Genomic DNA, 17146 nt, shown 5'->3' with positions numbered 1-17146 from the left:
TGCGCGGCCGGGCGCGGGCCGGCCCGGCGTCCTCCCCGGCGAGGCCGTCAGCCCTTGACGCCGGGGAAGAGCTCCAGGAACGGATCCGCCGTGGCCGTGATGCCCCGGCTGTACGGTGCGTCGAAGTCCCAGATGAGGAAGAGCAGGAAGGCGATCAGCGCCGAGAACAGCCCGGCGAGGATCAGTTCCCGGGGGGTGCGCCGGATCTGCAGGGCGAGGACCATCCCGACGGTGATCACGGCTCCGATGACCAGACCGAACCACACCACGCCCGGCATGGTCGCCCCCGTCGAGCTCGCGCGGGCGTTGCGGGCCTGGTCGGCGGCGGTGACCTGGTCCATGAGCGGCTGGTAGGCCTGGGCCTCGAAGTCGTTCTTCGGCTGGTAGTCCGTGACGTCCGTGCGGATGCGGTCCATCAGCCGGGTCCCGCGCTCGGTGACCTCACCGCGGTCGGCCATCGCCTTCCACTCGGTGGTGACGACGTGTCCGACGTAGGTGTTGACATCCTCCCGGATGCGGTCGCGGACGTCGGGCGGATAGACCCGTACCCGCTCCGAGATCTCGTGCAGCGCCTGGGCCTCGGCGCGGACGTGGTCCTCGGCGACACCCCGCGCCTCCCAGACACCCGCGATGGCCAGGCCGAGAACGATGGCGTAGACCACACCGATCCACATCGTCATGTACTCGATGACGTCCGGGGTCTCGCTCGGGTCCTCGTCGTCGTCGGCGGTGCGGTGCCGCAGCAGGGTGATGGCGACGACCACGGCACAGGCGGCCAGCATCGCGAGGGTGAGAACAAGCCATTCCGGCAACGGATTCCTCCAGGGATCAGCGCGGACGCAGCGCGGCGACGGCGACCACCGCGGGCGCGGTGATGAGCAGGACGTAGGTGACCGGCGAGGGAGCGTGCCGGGTCTGCCGCGGACGCGGCGGCGTGCGGTACTCCGGGTAGCTCACCGGGGTCGCGGAGGGGCGCGGGGCGGGCGTCGGCGAGGGCTCCGGGGTCGGGGCGGGCGGGGGAGGAGGTGCGGGGGACGGCGGCGGGGCGGGGCGCGGAGGCGCGGGCCGGGGGGCCGGTGGCGGGGGCGGCGGAGGCGGCGGCTCGGGCTTCGGTGTGGGGGTCGGGGTGGGTTTCGGGGGCGGTGGGGGAGAGGGCTTGGGGGTCGGCTTCGGCGGAGGCTCGGGGGGCGGAGTGGGCGTGGGCGTGGGTGTGGGGGTCGGGGTGGGCGTCGGTGTCGGGCACGTGAGACTTCCCGCGACCGACACCGCCACCGTGCCGCCCGGCCCGGTCGAGGACCAGGCGCAGGAGTCGGCGACCGCGACGCCGGCCGGTGCGCCGACGAGCGCCCACGTCAACGCCGTGAGCGTCAACACCCTTGCGGCGGCGGGGAGATGGGTCGGTTCGGATCCATGCACGCCGAAGATCATGAGGCCTGTGTCGGCGCCGACACGCGGGCATACCGGGGGGATTGCCCCGAAGGAGCGAATCGACCGCTCGCGCGTTTGAACGTCCGCAGTCGTCCCGGACGTCCCCGGCAAAGAAATCCCGGCACCCGTTGAACACGCCCGCACCTCCGCCCGTACCTCCTGTCGAGCGGCGGCGCAGCAAGGCGCTGTCACGGCAACTGGCTTGTTGACATGGGGAGTTGACGATGAAGACCTCCTGGCGGAGCGCCTCACTCGCGGCGGGTGCCGTGGCTGTGCTGGCGTTGACGACGGCGTGCGGCCAGGACGGCGGAGGTACCCAGCCGGCCAGTCAGAACGTCGGCGCCACGGCCGCGGCCGGCGGCTACGGCGGCACGGGCATCGGGAACAGCGGCGCCGGTGCCGACGCCGGCGCCGGCACCGGCGCGAAGGACGAGCAGAACGCCGCCGCCGAGTCGGCTCCCGCCGGCAAGCTCGGCGTCTCCGTGAACGCGGAACTCGGCAACGTCCTCACCGACGCCGACGGCCGCACCCTGTACCGCTTCGACAAGGACACCGCGGACCCCGCCAAGTCCAACTGCGACGGCGACTGCGCCACCGCCTGGCCCCCGGTCCCCGCGGACGACGCCTCGGCCGGCGCCGGCATCGACAAGAAGCTGCTCGGCGAGGTCACCCGCGCCGACGGCACCAAGCAGCTTACGGTCGACGGCTGGCCGGCGTACCGCTACGCCAAGGACGTCAACGCGGGCGACACCAAGGGGCAGGGCGTCGGCGGCACCTGGTACGCGCTCGCCCCCGACGGCAAGAAGGCCGCTCTCGCCGACCTGCCGGGGCTGTCCACCCGCAAGGACCCCAAGCTCGGGGAGATCGTCGTCGACAAGAACGGCATGACGGTCTACCGCTTCATGAAGGACGAGGCCTGGCCCGAGCCGGTCTCCAACTGCACGGGCGCCTGCCTGGAGAACTGGCCGGTCGTCGCGCCGGTCGCCGCCGACGACACGAAGGGGGTGCAGAAGAAGGGACTGATGAGCTTCACCCGCCCGGACGGGACCAAGCAGCAGACGGTCAACTGCTGGCCCATCTACACCTTCAGCGGTGACAACGCACCGGGTGACACCAACGGACAGGGCGTGGGCGGCACCTGGTACGCCGTGGCGCCCGACGGAAAGCCGATCGGCGCGCCCGAGAAGGAGTAGCCGCCCCGCACAGCGACCCGCGTGTCCCGTCTCCGCCCCCTGCCGCTCCCCTGGCAGGGGGCGGACCCGTTCCCGGTGGCCGGTTTGCCGTCATTCGCCGGGACTCTTCGGCATTCCTCTCCTTCTACCCGCCTTCTTCCGCTCTTCCCTGCCCTTCTCTCCTCTTCCCTCCACGCATCGGAACTCTCCGGAATGCCCTCGATACCTCGCGTAGAGGATTGCGGGCGTCAATTCGGCACGTGCCGCAGGCAGTGACCGGGAACGGATGGTCAATTTCCGTTTCGGCTCGCCCGTTTGGCGGGCGATCAGTAGCCTCAGCTCGAACACCGGACCGCCTATGCCTTGGAGAGATAGATGGAGCGTCCCGCCTGGGCCCCACGGAGCATCGACATCTCGGTGCCGAGCGTTTCGCGAATCTACGACTACTACCTGGGCGGTTCGCACAACTTCGAGGTCGACCGGGAAGCGGCCCGCAGGGCCATGGAGTTCATGCCGGGCCTCCCCAAGATCATGCAGGCGAACCGGGCGTTCATGCGCCGCGCGGTCCGCTACGCCGTGGACCAGGGCGTCACCCAGTTCCTGGACGTGGGCTCCGGCATCCCGACCTTCGGCAACGTCCACGAGGTCGCCCAGGCGGCCGCCCCCGGCGCCCGGGTCGTCTACGTCGACCACGACCCGGTGGCCGTCGCGCACAGCCAGGCGGTGCTGGAGGGCAACGAGGACGCGGACGTGGTCGCCGCGGACCTGCTCAAGCCGCAGGACATCCTGACGAGCCCCCAGGTGGAACGGCTGCTGGACCTGAACCGTCCGGTGGCCCTGCTCCTCGTTGCCATACTGCACTTCGTGGAGGACGCGGACGACCCGTACACGGCGGTGGCGCAGTTGAGCGACGCGCTGGCGCCCGGCAGCATGCTGGTGCTCACGCATGCCTCGTACGAGGGAATCCCGCTGCCACCGGAGCGGGCCGGGGGTGCGGTGGACGTATACAAGGACATTCGCAACCCGCTGATCATGCGCTCGCGCGACGAGATCGCGCGGTTCTTCGAGGGGTACGACATGGTGGAACCCGGACTGGTGCCGATGCCGCACTGGCGGCCGGACACCGCACCGGAGGACGAGGATCCGTATGCCTTCTCCGGTTTCGCGGGCGTGGGGCGTACGGCGTGAGCGCGGAGCCGGACGCGCCGGAGGACAGACTGCGCCGGTTCGCCACGATCTGGAGCCGGGCGGTGTTCCCGGTGACCGTGACGTCCCTGACCCGGCCGGAGTTCGAGGAGCAACTGCTGCCGCTGGCCCGGCGGTTGAGCCGGGCGCTGCGGGCCAGGACCTTCGACGCGGCGGAGGGCCGGGCCGTCGGCGCCGGTCTGGTCGGCGCGCACTGCACCGACCCCGAGTCGCTGAGCCGCACCCTGGACTGCGTGGACGCCTATCTGGTGCTCTACTGCGGCGAGGGCGGCGACCAGGAGGACCTGCGGGCCCGGTCGGCGCGGCTCCAGCACGCCATGGCCGCCGGGTTCGCCCAGGCGCTGCGCGAACGCACCCTCGCCGAGCAGGAGTCGATCGCGCAGGCCGCGCTGCGCGCCCAGGGCGTCGTCGCCCAGGCGCTGCACGCCAGCGAGGCCCGTTTCCGCGCGGTGTTCGAAGGCGCGGCGATAGGGATCGGCATCGCCGACCTGGACGGCAACGTCCTGGAGGTCAACGGTGCCCTGCTGCGGATGTTCGGCGGCGGCGAGCAGAACGTGCGCGGGCGCAACGTCCGCGAGTGGACGCACGCCGAGGACGCCCCCCAGGTGTGGCGGCTCTACGAGGAGCTGGTGCGCGGCGAGCGCGAGCACTACCACGTGGAGAAGGCCTTCTACCGCCCCGACGGAACGGTCCTGTGGACCAACCTCACGGTCTCCCTGCTGCGTGACCCCGACGGCCGCCCGCAGTACCAGCTCGCCCTCATGGAGGACACCACCGAGCGCCGGCTGCTCAATCTGCGGCTGCGCTACGAGGCCACCCACGACGCCCTCACCGGCCTGCCCAACCGCACGCTGTTCTTCGAGCGCCTGGAGAAGGCCCTGAACGCGGGCCCCGGCCAGCGCTTCGGGCTCTGCTACCTCGACCTCGACGGGTTCAAGACCATCAACGACAGCCTCGGTCACGCGGCCGGCGACCGGCTGCTCGTCGAGGTCGCCGACCGGCTGCAGGCCTGCACCGCCGCGCCCGGCGAGATGGTCGCCCGGCTCGGCGGCGACGAGTTCGTGGCGCTGACCACCGGCCCCGACACCGAGCGCGAGGTCGACGAACTGGCCGCCCGGATCATGAACGCGCTGGTGGCGCCCGTCAGTGTCGACGGCCGTGAGCTCACCGTGCGCGGCAGCATCGGCATCGTCGAGGGCCCGGCGGGGGAGCGCAGCGCGGCGGAGGTGCTGCGCAGCGCCGACATCACCATGTACCGGGCGAAGTCGGCGGGCGGCAACCGCTCCGAGCTGGCCGACGCCGAGGCCGACGCCCGCGCCATCACCCGGCACGGCCTCACCACCGCGCTGCCCACCGCGCTGGAGCGCGGCGAGTTCTTCATCGAGTACCAGCCGCTGGTCCACCTCGGCGACGGCAGCGTGCGCGGCGCCGAGGCGCTGGTGCGCTGGCTGCACCCGCAGCACGGTGTGCTCGGCCCCGACCGGTTCATCCCGCTCGCCGAGCACACCGGCCTGATCGTCCCGCTCGGCCGCTGGGTGCTGGAGCAGTCGGTACGGCAGGCCAAGGAGTGGCGCGAACGCTACGCCGCCACCTCGACGGCGCCCCTGCGCATCAACGTCAACCTCTCGCCCTGCCAGCTCACCCATCCCGGTCTGGTCCAGGACACCGTCGACATCCTGGAGGCGGCGGGCGTCGCCCCCGACGCCCTGTGCCTGGAGGTCACCGAGTCCGCCCTGATCGGCGCCGACGACGATCTCCTCAAGCCGCTGCGCCGGCTCGCCGAGATGGGCGTGGACATCGCCCTGGACGACTTCGGCACCGGCTACTCCAATCTCGCCAACCTGCGCCGCCTGCCGGTGAGCATCCTCAAGCTGGACCGCTCGTTCACCCAGGGCATGCAGCAGTTCCCGGCCGACCCCGTCGACCTGAAGATCGTCGAGGGGATCGTCTCCCTCGCCCACAGCCTGGACCTCACGGTCACGGTCGAGGGCGTGGAGACGGGCGCCCAGGCCGACCAGCTCCGCATACTCGGCTGCGACACGGCCCAGGGCTGGTACTACGCCCGCCCCGGCCCCCCGGAGCGCCTCCACGAGCTGGCGCTGGCGGACGCGGCGGGGTGAGAGCCCGTTCCGGCGCGACCGGAACTTGAACGGCCCTCACCGCTGCAACAGCATCCGCTGCAGCTCCCGCGCGGCCCGAGGCGGCGCCACGTCACTGCGGTGCGCCAGCGCGATGGTGCGATGCAGTCCGGGCCGGGCCAGCGGTGTGACCCGCAGCCCGCGCCCGGACCGGGCCGCCACCATGCGGGGGACGACGGCGACGCCCAGTCCGGCCCGGACGAAGCCCAGCACCGCGTCCATCTCCCCGCCCTCCACCGCGAAAGACGGCTCGAACCCGGCGGAGCGGCACGCGGCGACGGTCAGTTCGCGCAGGTCGTAGCCGTGCCGGAACATCACCAGGCGTTCGCCCTCCAGGTCGGCGATGTCGACGGCGCGCCGCCCGCCGCCGGGCTTCGGCGCCTCGGGTGAGGACACCACGACCAGGTCCTCCCGCAGCAGCTCGACCGTGGTCAGCGCCGGCGACGGCGTCGGCAGCGGCAGCACGACCAGCGCCAGGTCCAGGGCGCCGCGCGCGAGGTGGCGTACGAGATCGTGCGAGCCGCCCTCCTCGATCAGCAGCTGAATGCCGGGGTAGCGGTCGTGGAAGGCGCGCAGCACGTCCGGCAGCAGACCCGTGCACAGGCTCGGGGTGGCGCCCAGCCGGACCCGGCCGCGCCGCAGCTGCACCAGCTCCTGCACCTCGTGCCGCGCGGTGTCCGCGTCCGCGAGGATGCGCCGGGCCAGCGGCAGCAGCGCCTCCCCGGCGTCGGTCAGCGTGATGTTGCCGCGCGCCCGCAGGAACAGATCGGCGCCCAGTTCCCGCTCCAGCGCCTTGATCTGCTGCGACAGCGAGGGCTGGGCGACATGCACGAGATCGGCGGCCCGGGTGAAGTGCCGGGTCTCGGCGACGGCCACGAAGTACTGGAGCTGCTGGAACTGCACGCTCGCATGATAGGCGGGACCGATAGCCGTGGCCTATCGAAACCAGGCAGACCATGTCTTGGACCGATGAGGGTGGCCGCCCCTAGCGTGCTGTTCCATGGCTCTGGCAACGCGGACGGACCGACGGCCGTCCATGGCACGCACGATGTGGGACAGCTCCGTCGGCAAGAAGACAGTGATGGCCGTCAGCGGCGTGATCATGCTGCTGTACCTGGTCGCCCACGTGATCGGCAATCTGAAGATCTTCTTCGGCCCGGAGGAGTTCAACCACTACGGGCACTGGCTGCGCACGGTCGGCGAACCGTTCATGCACTACGAGTGGACGCTCTGGCTGGTCCGGATCGTCCTGATCGTCGCGGTCGTCGCCCACGCCGTCTCCGCGTACCAGCTCAGCCGCCGCGACATCAAGGCGCGCCCCAGCAAGTACGTGCACAAGAAGCCGCGGGCCTCCTACGCCACGCGCACCATGCGCTGGGGCGGGATCATCATGGGCCTGTTCATCGTCTGGCACGTGCTGGACCTGACCACCGGCCACGTCCACGCGGGCGGCTTCCAGGAGGGCCACCCCTACGAGAACGTCGTCGACACCTTCTCCACCTGGTACGGCAACGTCATCTACATCGTCGCGATGCTCGCCGTCGGGATGCACATCCGGCACGGCTTCTGGAGCGCGGCCCAGACCCTCGGCGTCGGCAGCCGCACCCGCGACCGCGCCCTCAAGACCGTCGCCAACGTCCTCGCGCTGCTGCTCACGGCCGGCTTCATCGCCGTACCCGTGGGCGTCATGACCGGAGTGGTGAGCTGAAGATGACTACCTACGCGGACTACAGGACCGGCGAGCCGGTCGTCGACACCAAGGCCCCCTCCGGGCCCGTCAACGAGCGCTGGGACAAGCGCCGCTTCGAGGCCAAGCTGGTCAACCCCGCCAACCGGCGCAAGCACACGGTGATCGTGGTCGGCACCGGCCTGGCCGGCGGCTCCGCCGGCGCCACCCTCGCCGAACAGGGCTACCACGTCGTCCAGTTCTGCTACCAGGACTCCCCGCGCCGCGCCCACTCGATCGCCGCGCAGGGCGGCATCAACGCGGCGAAGAACTACCGCAACGACGGCGACTCCATCCACCGCCTGTTCTACGACACCGTCAAGGGCGGCGACTTCCGCGCCCGCGAGTCCAACGTGCACCGGCTCGCCCAGATCTCCGTCGAGATCATCGACCAGTGCGTGGCGCAGGGCGTCCCCTTCGCCCGCGAGTACGGCGGCCTGCTCGACACCCGCTCCTTCGGCGGCGTCCAGGTCTCCCGCACCTTCTACGCCCGCGGCCAGACGGGCCAGCAGCTCCTCCTCGGCGCCTACCAGGCGCTCAGCCGGCAGATCGCAGCGGGCAACATCGAGATGCACGCCCGCACCGAGATGCTCGACCTGATCGTCGTCGACGGGCGGGCCCGCGGCATCGTCGCCCGCGACCTGATCACCGGGAAGATCGACACGTACTTCGCGGACGCCGTCGTGCTCGCCTCCGGCGGCTACGGCAACGTCTTCTACCTGTCGACGAACGCCATGAACTCCAACGCGACCGCGATCTGGCGGGCGCACCGGCGCGGCGCCTACTTCGCCAACCCCTGCTTCACCCAGATCCACCCCACCTGCATCCCGCGCACCGGCGACCACCAGTCCAAGCTGACGCTGATGAGCGAGTCGCTGCGCAACGACGGCCGCATCTGGGTGCCCAAGGCCAAGGGCGACACCCGCCCGGCGAACCAGATCCCCGAGGACGAGCGCGACTACTACCTGGAGCGCATCTACCCGTCCTTCGGCAACCTGGTCCCGCGCGACATCGCCTCCCGCGCCGCGAAGAACGTCTGCGACGAGGGCCGCGGCGTCGGCCCCGGCGGGCAGGGCGTCTACCTCGACTTCGCGGACGCCATCAAGCGCATGGGCCGCAAGGCCGTCGAGGCCAAGTACGGCAACCTCTTCGACATGTACCAGCGGATCACCGACGAGGATCCGTACGAGGTGCCGATGCGGATCTACCCCGCCGTGCACTACACGATGGGCGGCCTGTGGGTCGACTACGACCTCCAGACCAGCATCCCCGGCCTGTTCGCGGTCGGCGAGGCCAACTTCTCCGACCACGGCGCCAACCGGCTGGGCGCCTCCGCGCTGATGCAGGGCCTCGCCGACGGCTACTTCGTGCTGCCGGCCACCCTCAACGACTACCTGGCCCGCAACCCGCACCAGGAGCCGCTGACCGACGACACCCCCGAGGTGCGCGAGGTGCTGACGGAGACCCAGGACCGCCTGGAGCGGCTCCTGGCCGTCGACGGCGACCGCACCCCGGACTCCTTCCACCGCGAGGTCGGCGAACTCATGTGGGAGTTCTGCGGCATGGCCCGCACCGACGCCGGCCTGCGCAAGGCACTGGAGCGCATCCCGCAGATCCGCGAGGAGTTCTGGCGGCGGATCAAGGTGCCCGGCACCGGCGAGGAGTTCAACCAGTCGCTGGAGAAGGCCAACCGGATCGTCGACTACCTGGAACTCGCCGAGCTGATGTGCCTCGACGCGCTGCACCGCGCCGAGTCCTGCGGCGGCCACTTCCGCGAGGAGTCCCAGACCCCCGACGGCGAGGCCGCCCGCAAGGACGAGGAGTTCTCCTACGCGGCCGCCTGGGAGTTCACCGGCACCGGCGAGGCGCCCGTCCTGCACAAGGAAGACCTGGTCTTCGAGTACGTCCACCCCACCCAGCGGAGCTACGCATGAAGCTCACCCTGCGCGTCTGGCGGCAGAAGAACGCCGACGCCGACGGCGCCATGTCCACGTACGAGGTGGACGGCATCTCACCCGACATGTCCTTCCTGGAGATGCTCGACACCCTCAACGAGGAACTCATCCTCAAGGGCGAGGACCCGGTCGCCTTCGACCACGACTGCCGCGAGGGCATCTGCGGCGCGTGCTCGCTGGTGATCAACGGTGACGCGCACGGACCCGAGCGCACCACCACCTGCCAGCTGCACATGCGGTCCTTCGAGGACGGCGACACGATCGACGTCGAGCCGTGGCGGGCGTCCGCCTTCCCGGTCGTCAAGGACCTGGTCGTGGACCGCTCGGCCTTCGACCGGATCATCCAGGCCGGCGGCTACATCACCGCGCCGACCGGCTCCGCGCCCGAGGCGCACGCCACGCCGGTGCCCAAGCCGGACGCCGACTTCGCCTTCGAGCACGCCGAGTGCATCGGCTGCGGGGCGTGCGTGGCGGCCTGCCCGAACGGCGCGGCGATGCTGTTCACCTCCGCGAAGATCAACCACCTGAACGTGCTGCCGCAGGGCGCGCCCGAGCGGGAGACCCGGGTGCTGGACATGGTGGCGCAGATGGACGAGGAGGGCTTCGGCGGGTGCACGCTGGCCGGCGAGTGCGCCACCGCGTGCCCCAAGGGCATTCCGCTGATGTCCATCACCAGCATGAACAAGGAGTGGCTGCGGGCCACTCGGAAGGTGAAGCGGTAACACCCCAGGGGTGTCGTCGCCTTCGTGAACGTTCGCCGTGACGCGCGGACGGGCGGGGCCGGGAGTGGTGCTCCCCGGCCCCGTCTCGCGTCTCCCGGCTCGATAGTCTGACCGCATGATCTTCGGAAGTCAGGGGAGCGGACGGTTCGTCGACGCCGTCACGGCCTTCGAGACCGCGGTGCGCGGACAGGACCCGGACGGTGCGGAACGCGCGTTCCAGGAGATGCACCGCACCCTCGGGGACGCGGGCCCGCACGAGGTCGCGCAGGCCGCCCCGCGGCTCGCCGCGCTGCTGCCCGAGGTGCCGCCCGGACCGCGCGGCATCGTCGCCGTGATCGTCGGCGCCTGCGTGGAGCGCGGCGCCGACCCGCTGCCCTGCGCGCCGTACGTGTTCGTGGAGCTGGCCGAGACGCTGGCCGCGGTCGGGGAGTTCTGCGAGCGCTGGGAGGAGACCGGCGGCGGGGAGTACCCCGACCCGCGGGAGGGCGAGCCCGGTCCGGCGCTCTTCGACCGGGTGGGACCCGAGGCGGCCCTCGCCTGGCTGTCGCTGCCCCAGTGGGAGATGGCGTGCCACGCCCTGCTCAACCACCCCGGTGTGCGGACCGCGCTGCACGGCTCCCTGCGCGCCCGGCTGCTGCGGGCGCTGCGGGCCGTGCAGGAGACCACCGAGTACGACGTCAAGGGCCTGGCGTACGCCCTGCTCGTCCTGGACGACGAGCCGCTGGTCGTGCTGCACCGCCCGACCGGCACCGGCTACGCGATGCGGATGAGCGGCATCGGCGACAACTTCCAGCTGCACACCCTGCTCGCGGACGTCCTCGTCGGCGGCGGCCACGTGCCCGGCCGGGCCCCGTCCGCGCAGGAGGCCGCCGTGTGCCGGGACGCGCCCGGCCAGGTGCTGACCACCGGTTCGTTCAACCTCGTGACACCCGGCGGGGAGTGGGTGTGGAACGAGGGCACGCCCTCCGACATCCCCGTGGTCGACGGCGTACGGCTGCTGGTCCTCGACCCGCCGCCCTACGAGCGCAGCTGGCCCGCCGGACGGTACTTCCCCGGCATGACCGGAGACCTCGTCCTGGAACGGGTCCTCGACGCCGCGGAGACCGGCGCCTGGCTGGCGGGCTGCACACCGCCCAAGTGACGCAGATCCGGGCCGCCGCCGTCCACCGGCGACGGCGGCCCGGCCCGTTCCGTTCAACAACCCCACATCCCGGCTCCCGTCACGCGTCACGCGACGGCCAGACGGCATCGGAAGAAACGGGGGGTACCGCCTCCGTCCCCCTTTTCCGGCCGTACCAGGAGTGAGCCATGACCGGCGTGTCCACCCTCGACCGCCCCCCGCAGCCCGCGGCGCCCACCCGCTACACCGTCTCCCTCGCCCGCGACGAGGACGACGTGCGCGCCGCCCAGCGGCTGCGGCACGACGTCTTCGCGGGGGAGATGGGCGCCCTGCTGACCAGCCCGCAGCCGGGTCACGACATCGACGCCTTCGACGCCTACTGCGACCACCTGCTGGTCCGCGACACCCTGACCGACCAGGTCGTCGGCACCTACCGGCTGCTGCCGCCCGAGCGGGCCGCGGTGGCCGGCCGGCTGTACTCGGAAGGCGAGTTCGACCTCGCCCCGCTGGACGCGATCCGGCCCGGCCTGGTCGAGGTCGGCCGCTCCTGCGTGCACCCCGACCACCGCGACGGCGCCGTCATCGGCCTGATCTGGGCCGGCATCGCCCGCTACATGACCGACCGCGGCCACGAGTGGCTGGCGGGCTGCTGCTCCATCCCGCTGGCCGACGGCGGCGCCCTCGCGGCGGCCACCTGGGACCGGGTGCGGGAGCGCAACCTCGCCCCCGAGGAGTACCGCGTACGCCCGCTGCTGCCCTGGTCGGCCGAGGGCGTGGCCCGCCCCGCCGGCCGTACCGAACTGCCGCCGTTGCTGCGCGGCTACGTCCGGCTCGGCGCCTGGGTGTGCGGGGAGCCCGCGCACGACGCGGCCTTCGGCGTCGCCGACCTGTACGTGCTGCTGTCGATGCGCCGGGTCAACCCGCGCTATCTGCGGCACTTCCTCTCGCTCGTCCCGGCCTGATGAGCGTCTGGCTGCCGAGCGCGCCCTGCACCCCGGGGGCCTGCGTGCGGGCGGCGGGCCGCGCCGGGGCGGTACCGCGGGCCGTGCTGCGGCTGACGGCGGTCACGGCCCTGCTGCTCGCCGGGATCGCGCTGTCACCGCTCGGCGCCCGGATCCCCGCCCACCTGGTACGCCGGTGGTGCCGGGCGATCGTCCGGGCGGCCGGGGTGCGGGTCCGGATCACCGGGGCCGCGCCGCCCGACGGCGGGGTGCTGCTGGTCGCCAACCACATCTCCTGGCTGGACATACCGCTGCTCGCCGCCGTCCGCCCGGCCCGGATGCTCGCCAAGACCGAGATCCGGCGGTGGCCGGTCGCCGGGCCGCTGGCCGCGCGCGGCGGGGCGCTGTTCATCGAGCGGGACCGGCTGCGGGCGCTGCCCCGGACGGTGGCGCGGATCGCCGGGGCCCTGCGGGCCGGGGCGGCGGTCGGCGTGTTCCCCGAGGGCAGCACCTGGTGCGGGCGCGCCCAGGGGGAGTTCCGGCGGGCCGTCTTCCAGGCCGCGCTGGACGCCCGCGTCCCCGTCCAGCCGGTCCGCATCCGCTACCGCCTCGCCGACGGCACCGCCAGCACCACGGTGGCCTTCGTCGGCGACGACTCGCTGATGGCGTCGGTGTGGCGGGTGGTGACGGCGCGCGGGCTGGTCGCCGAGGCCGACGTACGGCCGCTGCTGGCGCCGGGCAGCCACCCGGACCGCCGTTCCCTGGCCCGGGCGGCCCAGCCGGGTCCGCCGGACGCGTGCGGTCACGCCCATGCCGTACCGCTCCCGCCGCCCCGCAGGGCCCTGGCCGGTGCCGACGCCTCAGGGCGGGCCGCTATGACCTGACGCCGGCCCAGCGCCGCAGCGCTGCCGCGGCCTGCGCACGGTCGGCCGGGGCCAGGTCGGCGAGGTCGACGCCGTGGTTGCCGCCCTCCACCCACAGGACGTGGGAGTCGCGGCCCCCGGGGTGGAAGGCCTCGGCGACCGACGGGTCCCGGGTGCCGTTGACGAACAGCATGCGGGAGCCGTGGCGGCGGACCCAGCGGTCGACGTCGGGCATGGCGGCCCGGTCGAAGGGCATCGGGACGTCCCGGGGGACGAACGTCCGGGGCGCCATCGCGTCCGGGTGGCGCAGCAGGCCGGCCAAGTGGCCGACGGGCGAGGACACGTAGCCCAGCTGGGTGCCCAGTTGGTAGAAGTACGGCACGAACTGCCGGGCGACGGCGTCGGCGTACAGGTTCAGGCCCGCGATGCCGTCCAGCCACGTGTACAGGGCGTCCGTGGTCGCGTGCGGCGCGGGGATCGCGGCGGCGTCGGCCGCCGTGGAGCGCTGCCAGAACATGAACGGCACCCGCAGCACGGCGGCCTCGAAGGCCTTCTCGGCGCTGCCGGCGATCTCGAAGCCCGTGCCGGCGGCCGCCGTCTCCGCCGCGTACCGGGCGACCAGGTCCGCGCGGCGCAGCAGCAGCTCCCGCTGCACGGCCTTCAGGGCGTCGCGGGACTCGCGGGTGCCCACCCGCTCCAGGAAGCGGACGTAGGCGGAGTTGTCGCGGTCGTCCACGTTGTTCGGAGCCGAGTAGGCCACCGTGCCGGCCACGTCGTGCGGGTGGAAGCGGCGGTGGTAGACGGCGGCCATGCCGCCCTTGCTGCTGCCGGTGGAGATCCACGCGCCGGGGTACAGGCCGCGCAGCAGCCGGACCACGCGGTGGTAGTCGTCCGCCGCCTGGCGGATGGTCAGGAGTGAGTAGTCGGACGTGTCCGGCCGGGAGGTGCCGAACCAGCGGTGCTCGACCTGGACCTGGTTGGCCTCCAGCAGCACCGTCGGTTCGGCGCGCCGCGGGGCCGACATCGCCGCGTACCCGGTGCTGAAGAGCACGGTGGGCCGGTCGGCGCCGGTGTGCAGCAGGGTGAGGCGCTGCTCGAACGTGCCGGCCGCGGGGTTCCGGTGGTCGACGGGCTGGCGCAGACCGAGGACGAGGAAGCGGTAGCCGGGGTCGGCGGCGGGCCGCTCCTCGATCACCCTCAGTCCGGGCAGGGCCCCCAGGGCGGCCACGAGGCCGTCGTCACCGGAAGGGCTCCGCCGACCCGCCGCCGCGTGCGCGGGAGCGGCCACCGCGAGGCCCGCCGCCGAAGCCGTCGCCGAAGCCACCGTCGCACCGAGCAGCCGCCGCCTGGTCCACGTACTCATCCCCGACTCCCCTCTCACGGAACGTTGCGGCTCCAGTACAGCCGTCCCGCCGCCGGGGAGGATCACGCACGCGAGGGAGGTCTCTCCCCCCTGCGGGGGAGACCGGCTGCCGCGACCGGCTACCGCCCGGTCCGCAGCGCCCTCGCCAGATACGGCGCCGTGGCGCTGCCGCTCGCCGCGGCCACCTCCGCCGGAGACCCCGCCGCCACGATCCGGCCGCCCTCCGCCCCGCCGCCCGGACCCAGGTCGATCACCCGGTCCGCGCCCGCGACGACGGACATGTCGTGCTCGACGACGATCACGGTGTGCCCGGCGTCCACCAGGCCGTGCAGCTGCCGCATCAGGACCTCGACGTCGGCCGGGTGCAGACCGGTCGTCGGCTCGTCGAGGAGGTACAGGGTGTGGCCGCGGCGGCCGCGCTGCAGCTCGCTCGCCAGTTTGATGCGCTGCGCCTCCCCGCCGGACAGCTCGGTCGCGGGCTGGCCGAGCCGGAGATAGCCGAGCCCGACGTCGAGCAGGGTGCCGAGGCTGCGGGCCACGGCCGGGGTGTCGGCGAAGAACTCCGCCGCCGACTCGACGGTCAGGTCCAGCACTTCCGCGATGTTCCGGCCCCGGTACGTCACCTCCAGCGTCCCGGCGTTGTAGCGGGCCCCGCCGCAGTCGGGGCACGGCGCGTACGTGCTCGGCAGGAACAGCAGCTCGACGCTGACGAACCCCTCGCCCTGGCAGGTCTCGCAGCGCCCGCCGGCCACGTTGAAGGAGAACCGCCCGACGCCGTACCCCCGCTCGCGCGCCGCGTCCGTCGCCGCGAACACCTTGCGCACCACGTCGAACAGCCCTGTGTAGGTGGCCAGATTGGAGCGCGGGGTGCGGCCGATCGGCTTCTGGTCGACCGACACCAGCCGTCCCACACCCGGCAGCTCCTCGGTGATCTCCCCGATCAGAGTGGACTTCCCGGACCCGGACACCCCGGTGACGGCCGTCAGCACGCCCAGCGGGAACGCCGCCGTCACCCCGCGCAGGTTGTGCCGGGTGACGGGGCCCAGCCGCACCTCGCCGCGGGGCTCCCGCACCCGGCGTGCCGGGGCGGGGGAGCCGTCGAACAGGAAGCGGGCCGTCGCCGACCCGGTGACCGACGCCAGCCCGTCCACCGGGCCGCTGTACAGCACCCGCCCGCCGTGCTCGCCCGCCCGCGGGCCCACGTCCACGATCCAGTCGGCGTCCCGCACCACGTCCAGGTGGTGCTCGACCACGAACACCGAGTTGCCCGCCGCCTTCAGCCGCTCCAGCACCGTGAGCAGGGCCTCCGTGTCCGCCGGGTGCAGTCCCGCGGACGGCTCGTCGAGGACGTACACCACGCCGAACAGCCCCGAACGCAGCTGGGTGGCGAGCCGCAGCCGCTGGAGTTCGCCCGCCGAGAGGGTGGGGGTGGCCCGGTCCAGGCTCAGGTAGCCGAGGCCCAGTTCGACGACGGGCGCGATCCGTGACCTGAGGTCGGCGGTGAGCACCCGCGCCGTCTCCGAGCTGCCCTCCGGCAGGCCCGCCAGCTCGCCCAGCGGCAGCGCGGCCAGCTCGGCGATGGTGCGGCCGCCGAACGTCACCGCCAGCGCCTCCGGCCGCAGCCGGCTGCCCCCGCACCCGGGGCAGGGCGCACTGGTCAGGAACCGCTCCGCCTTGGCCCGCAGCGTGGGGCTCTTGGAGTCGGCGAAGGTCTTCATGACGTACCGGCGGGCGCTCATGTACGTCCCCTGGTACGGCCGTTGGATGCGGTCCGCGTCCCGCACCGGGTGCACCGTGACCACCGGCTGCTCGTCGGTGAACAGGATCCACTCCCGCTGCTCGGCGGGCAGCTCGCGCCACGGCCGGTCCACGTCGTGGCCGAGGGTGTCGAGGATGTCCCGCAGGTTCTTGCCCTGCCAGGCGCCCGGCCAGGCGGCGATCGCGCCCTCCCGGATCGACAGCGAGGGGTCGGGGACCAGCAGCTCCTCCGTCGTACGGTGCACCCGGCCCAGTCCGTGGCACTCCGGGCACGCCCCGGCGGCCGTGTTGGGGGAGAAGGCGTCGGAGTCGAGCCGTTCGGCGCCCGGCGGGTACTCGCCCGCCCGGGAGAACAGCATCCGCAGCGAGTTGGAGAGGTTGGTGACCGTGCCGACCGAGGAGCGGGACGTCGGCGCCGAGCGGCGCTGCTCCAGCGACACGGCCGGCGGCAGGCCGGTGATCTCACCGACCTTCGGCGCGCCGACCTGGTGGATCAGCCGACGGGCGTACGGGGCGACCGACTCGAAGTAGCGGCGCTGCGCCTCGGCGTAGATCGTGCCGAACGCCAGCGACGACTTCCCGGACCCCGACACGCCCGTGAACACCGCCACCACGTCCCGTGGGATGTCGACGTCGACGCCCTTCAGGTTGTGCTCGCGGGCACCGCGGACGCGGACGTACGGGTCGTTCGGGTCGTGCGGGCTGGTCATGCGGGGGAACTCCGAACCGGGGGCAGGCGGGACAAACCCCGCGA

General features: G+C 72.8%; 14 protein-coding genes. 9 read left to right on the top strand and 5 right to left on the bottom strand.

Annotated features, from left to right (window positions below):
* Positions 1 to 47 precede the first annotated feature (47 nt).
* A complete protein-coding gene (locus AMK31_RS10235; protein WP_107468559.1) occupies positions 48 to 812 on the bottom strand; it encodes a bestrophin-like domain in 765 nt (254 codons plus the stop codon).
* Positions 813 to 828: 16 nt separating this feature from the next.
* On the bottom strand, positions 829 to 957 hold the full coding sequence (locus tag AMK31_RS42075; protein WP_274535960.1) for a hypothetical protein: 129 nt from the start codon (positions 955 to 957) through the stop codon (positions 829 to 831).
* Positions 958 to 1652: 695 nt separating this feature from the next.
* Here AMK31_RS42075 and AMK31_RS10225 point away from each other — a divergent pair.
* The 3 genes from AMK31_RS10225 to AMK31_RS10215 all read left to right on the top strand — a co-directional run bounded on the left by AMK31_RS10225 (position 1653) and on the right by AMK31_RS10215 (position 5926).
* Positions 1653 to 2621: an SCO0930 family lipoprotein gene (locus AMK31_RS10225; RefSeq protein WP_073940073.1), complete on the top strand. Its 969-nt coding sequence runs from the start codon at positions 1653 to 1655 to the stop codon at positions 2619 to 2621.
* A gap of 354 nt (positions 2622 to 2975) precedes the next feature.
* On the top strand, positions 2976 to 3788 hold the full coding sequence (locus AMK31_RS10220) for an SAM-dependent methyltransferase (protein ID WP_073940072.1): 813 nt from the start codon (positions 2976 to 2978) through the stop codon (positions 3786 to 3788).
* The gene (locus AMK31_RS10215; RefSeq protein ID WP_073940071.1) at positions 3785 to 5926 is read left to right on the top strand and encodes a putative bifunctional diguanylate cyclase/phosphodiesterase; all 2142 of its coding nucleotides are present in this window, start codon (positions 3785 to 3787) and stop codon (positions 5924 to 5926) included. The genes AMK31_RS10220 and AMK31_RS10215 overlap by 4 nt, the downstream gene beginning before the upstream one ends.
* Before the next feature lie 36 nt (positions 5927 to 5962).
* Here AMK31_RS10215 and AMK31_RS10210 read toward each other — a convergent pair whose 3' ends face one another.
* Positions 5963 to 6847 carry a LysR family transcriptional regulator gene (locus AMK31_RS10210; RefSeq protein ID WP_073940070.1) on the bottom strand — a complete coding sequence of 295 codons (885 nt, stop codon included), beginning with the start codon at positions 6845 to 6847 and terminating at the stop codon, positions 5963 to 5965.
* A gap of 133 nt (positions 6848 to 6980) precedes the next feature.
* Here AMK31_RS10210 and AMK31_RS10205 point away from each other — a divergent pair, with 133 nt between their 5' ends.
* From AMK31_RS10205 to AMK31_RS10180, 6 genes are all read left to right on the top strand, one after another.
* A complete protein-coding gene (locus tag AMK31_RS10205; protein WP_073940069.1) occupies positions 6981 to 7652 on the top strand; it encodes a succinate dehydrogenase in 672 nt (223 codons plus the stop codon).
* 2 nt (positions 7653 to 7654) lie between these two features.
* Entirely contained in the window at positions 7655 to 9604 is a 1950-nt protein-coding gene (locus AMK31_RS10200; RefSeq protein WP_073940068.1) for a fumarate reductase/succinate dehydrogenase flavoprotein subunit, read from the top strand.
* Positions 9601 to 10347 (top strand): succinate dehydrogenase/fumarate reductase iron-sulfur subunit, encoded by a 747-nt coding sequence (locus tag AMK31_RS10195; protein WP_073940067.1) that lies wholly within the window; start codon positions 9601 to 9603, stop codon positions 10345 to 10347. The genes AMK31_RS10200 and AMK31_RS10195 overlap by 4 nt, the downstream gene beginning before the upstream one ends.
* A 115-nt stretch (positions 10348 to 10462) precedes the next feature.
* Positions 10463 to 11488 carry a hypothetical protein gene (locus AMK31_RS10190; RefSeq protein WP_073940066.1) on the top strand — a complete coding sequence of 342 codons (1026 nt, stop codon included), beginning with the start codon at positions 10463 to 10465 and terminating at the stop codon, positions 11486 to 11488.
* A 167-nt stretch (positions 11489 to 11655) separates the two neighbouring features.
* On the top strand, positions 11656 to 12429 hold the full coding sequence (locus AMK31_RS10185) for a GNAT family N-acyltransferase (protein ID WP_073940065.1): 774 nt from the start codon (positions 11656 to 11658) through the stop codon (positions 12427 to 12429).
* The gene (locus AMK31_RS10180; RefSeq protein WP_079186787.1) at positions 12429 to 13292 is read left to right on the top strand and encodes a lysophospholipid acyltransferase family protein; all 864 of its coding nucleotides are present in this window, start codon (positions 12429 to 12431) and stop codon (positions 13290 to 13292) included. The genes AMK31_RS10185 and AMK31_RS10180 overlap by 1 nt, the downstream gene beginning before the upstream one ends.
* Here the strand turns inward: AMK31_RS10180 and AMK31_RS10175 are convergent.
* Positions 13282 to 14634, bottom strand: coding sequence for a S28 family serine protease (locus AMK31_RS10175; RefSeq protein ID WP_073940064.1), 1353 nt, complete (start codon positions 14632 to 14634; stop codon positions 13282 to 13284). The two genes, AMK31_RS10180 and AMK31_RS10175, sit on opposite strands and share 11 nt — an antisense overlap.
* Positions 14635 to 14753: 119 nt before the next feature.
* On the bottom strand, positions 14754 to 17102 hold the full coding sequence (locus AMK31_RS10170) for an ATP-binding cassette domain-containing protein (RefSeq protein ID WP_073940063.1): 2349 nt from the start codon (positions 17100 to 17102) through the stop codon (positions 14754 to 14756).
* Positions 17103 to 17146 lie beyond the last annotated feature (44 nt).

The sequence above is a fragment of the Streptomyces sp. TSRI0107 genome (assembly GCF_001905845.1).
Lineage (GTDB): Bacteria > Actinomycetota > Actinomycetes > Streptomycetales > Streptomycetaceae > Streptomyces.
The sequence above is the reverse complement of the archived record's forward strand: the minus strand, read 5'-3'. Positions and strand labels throughout refer to the sequence as shown.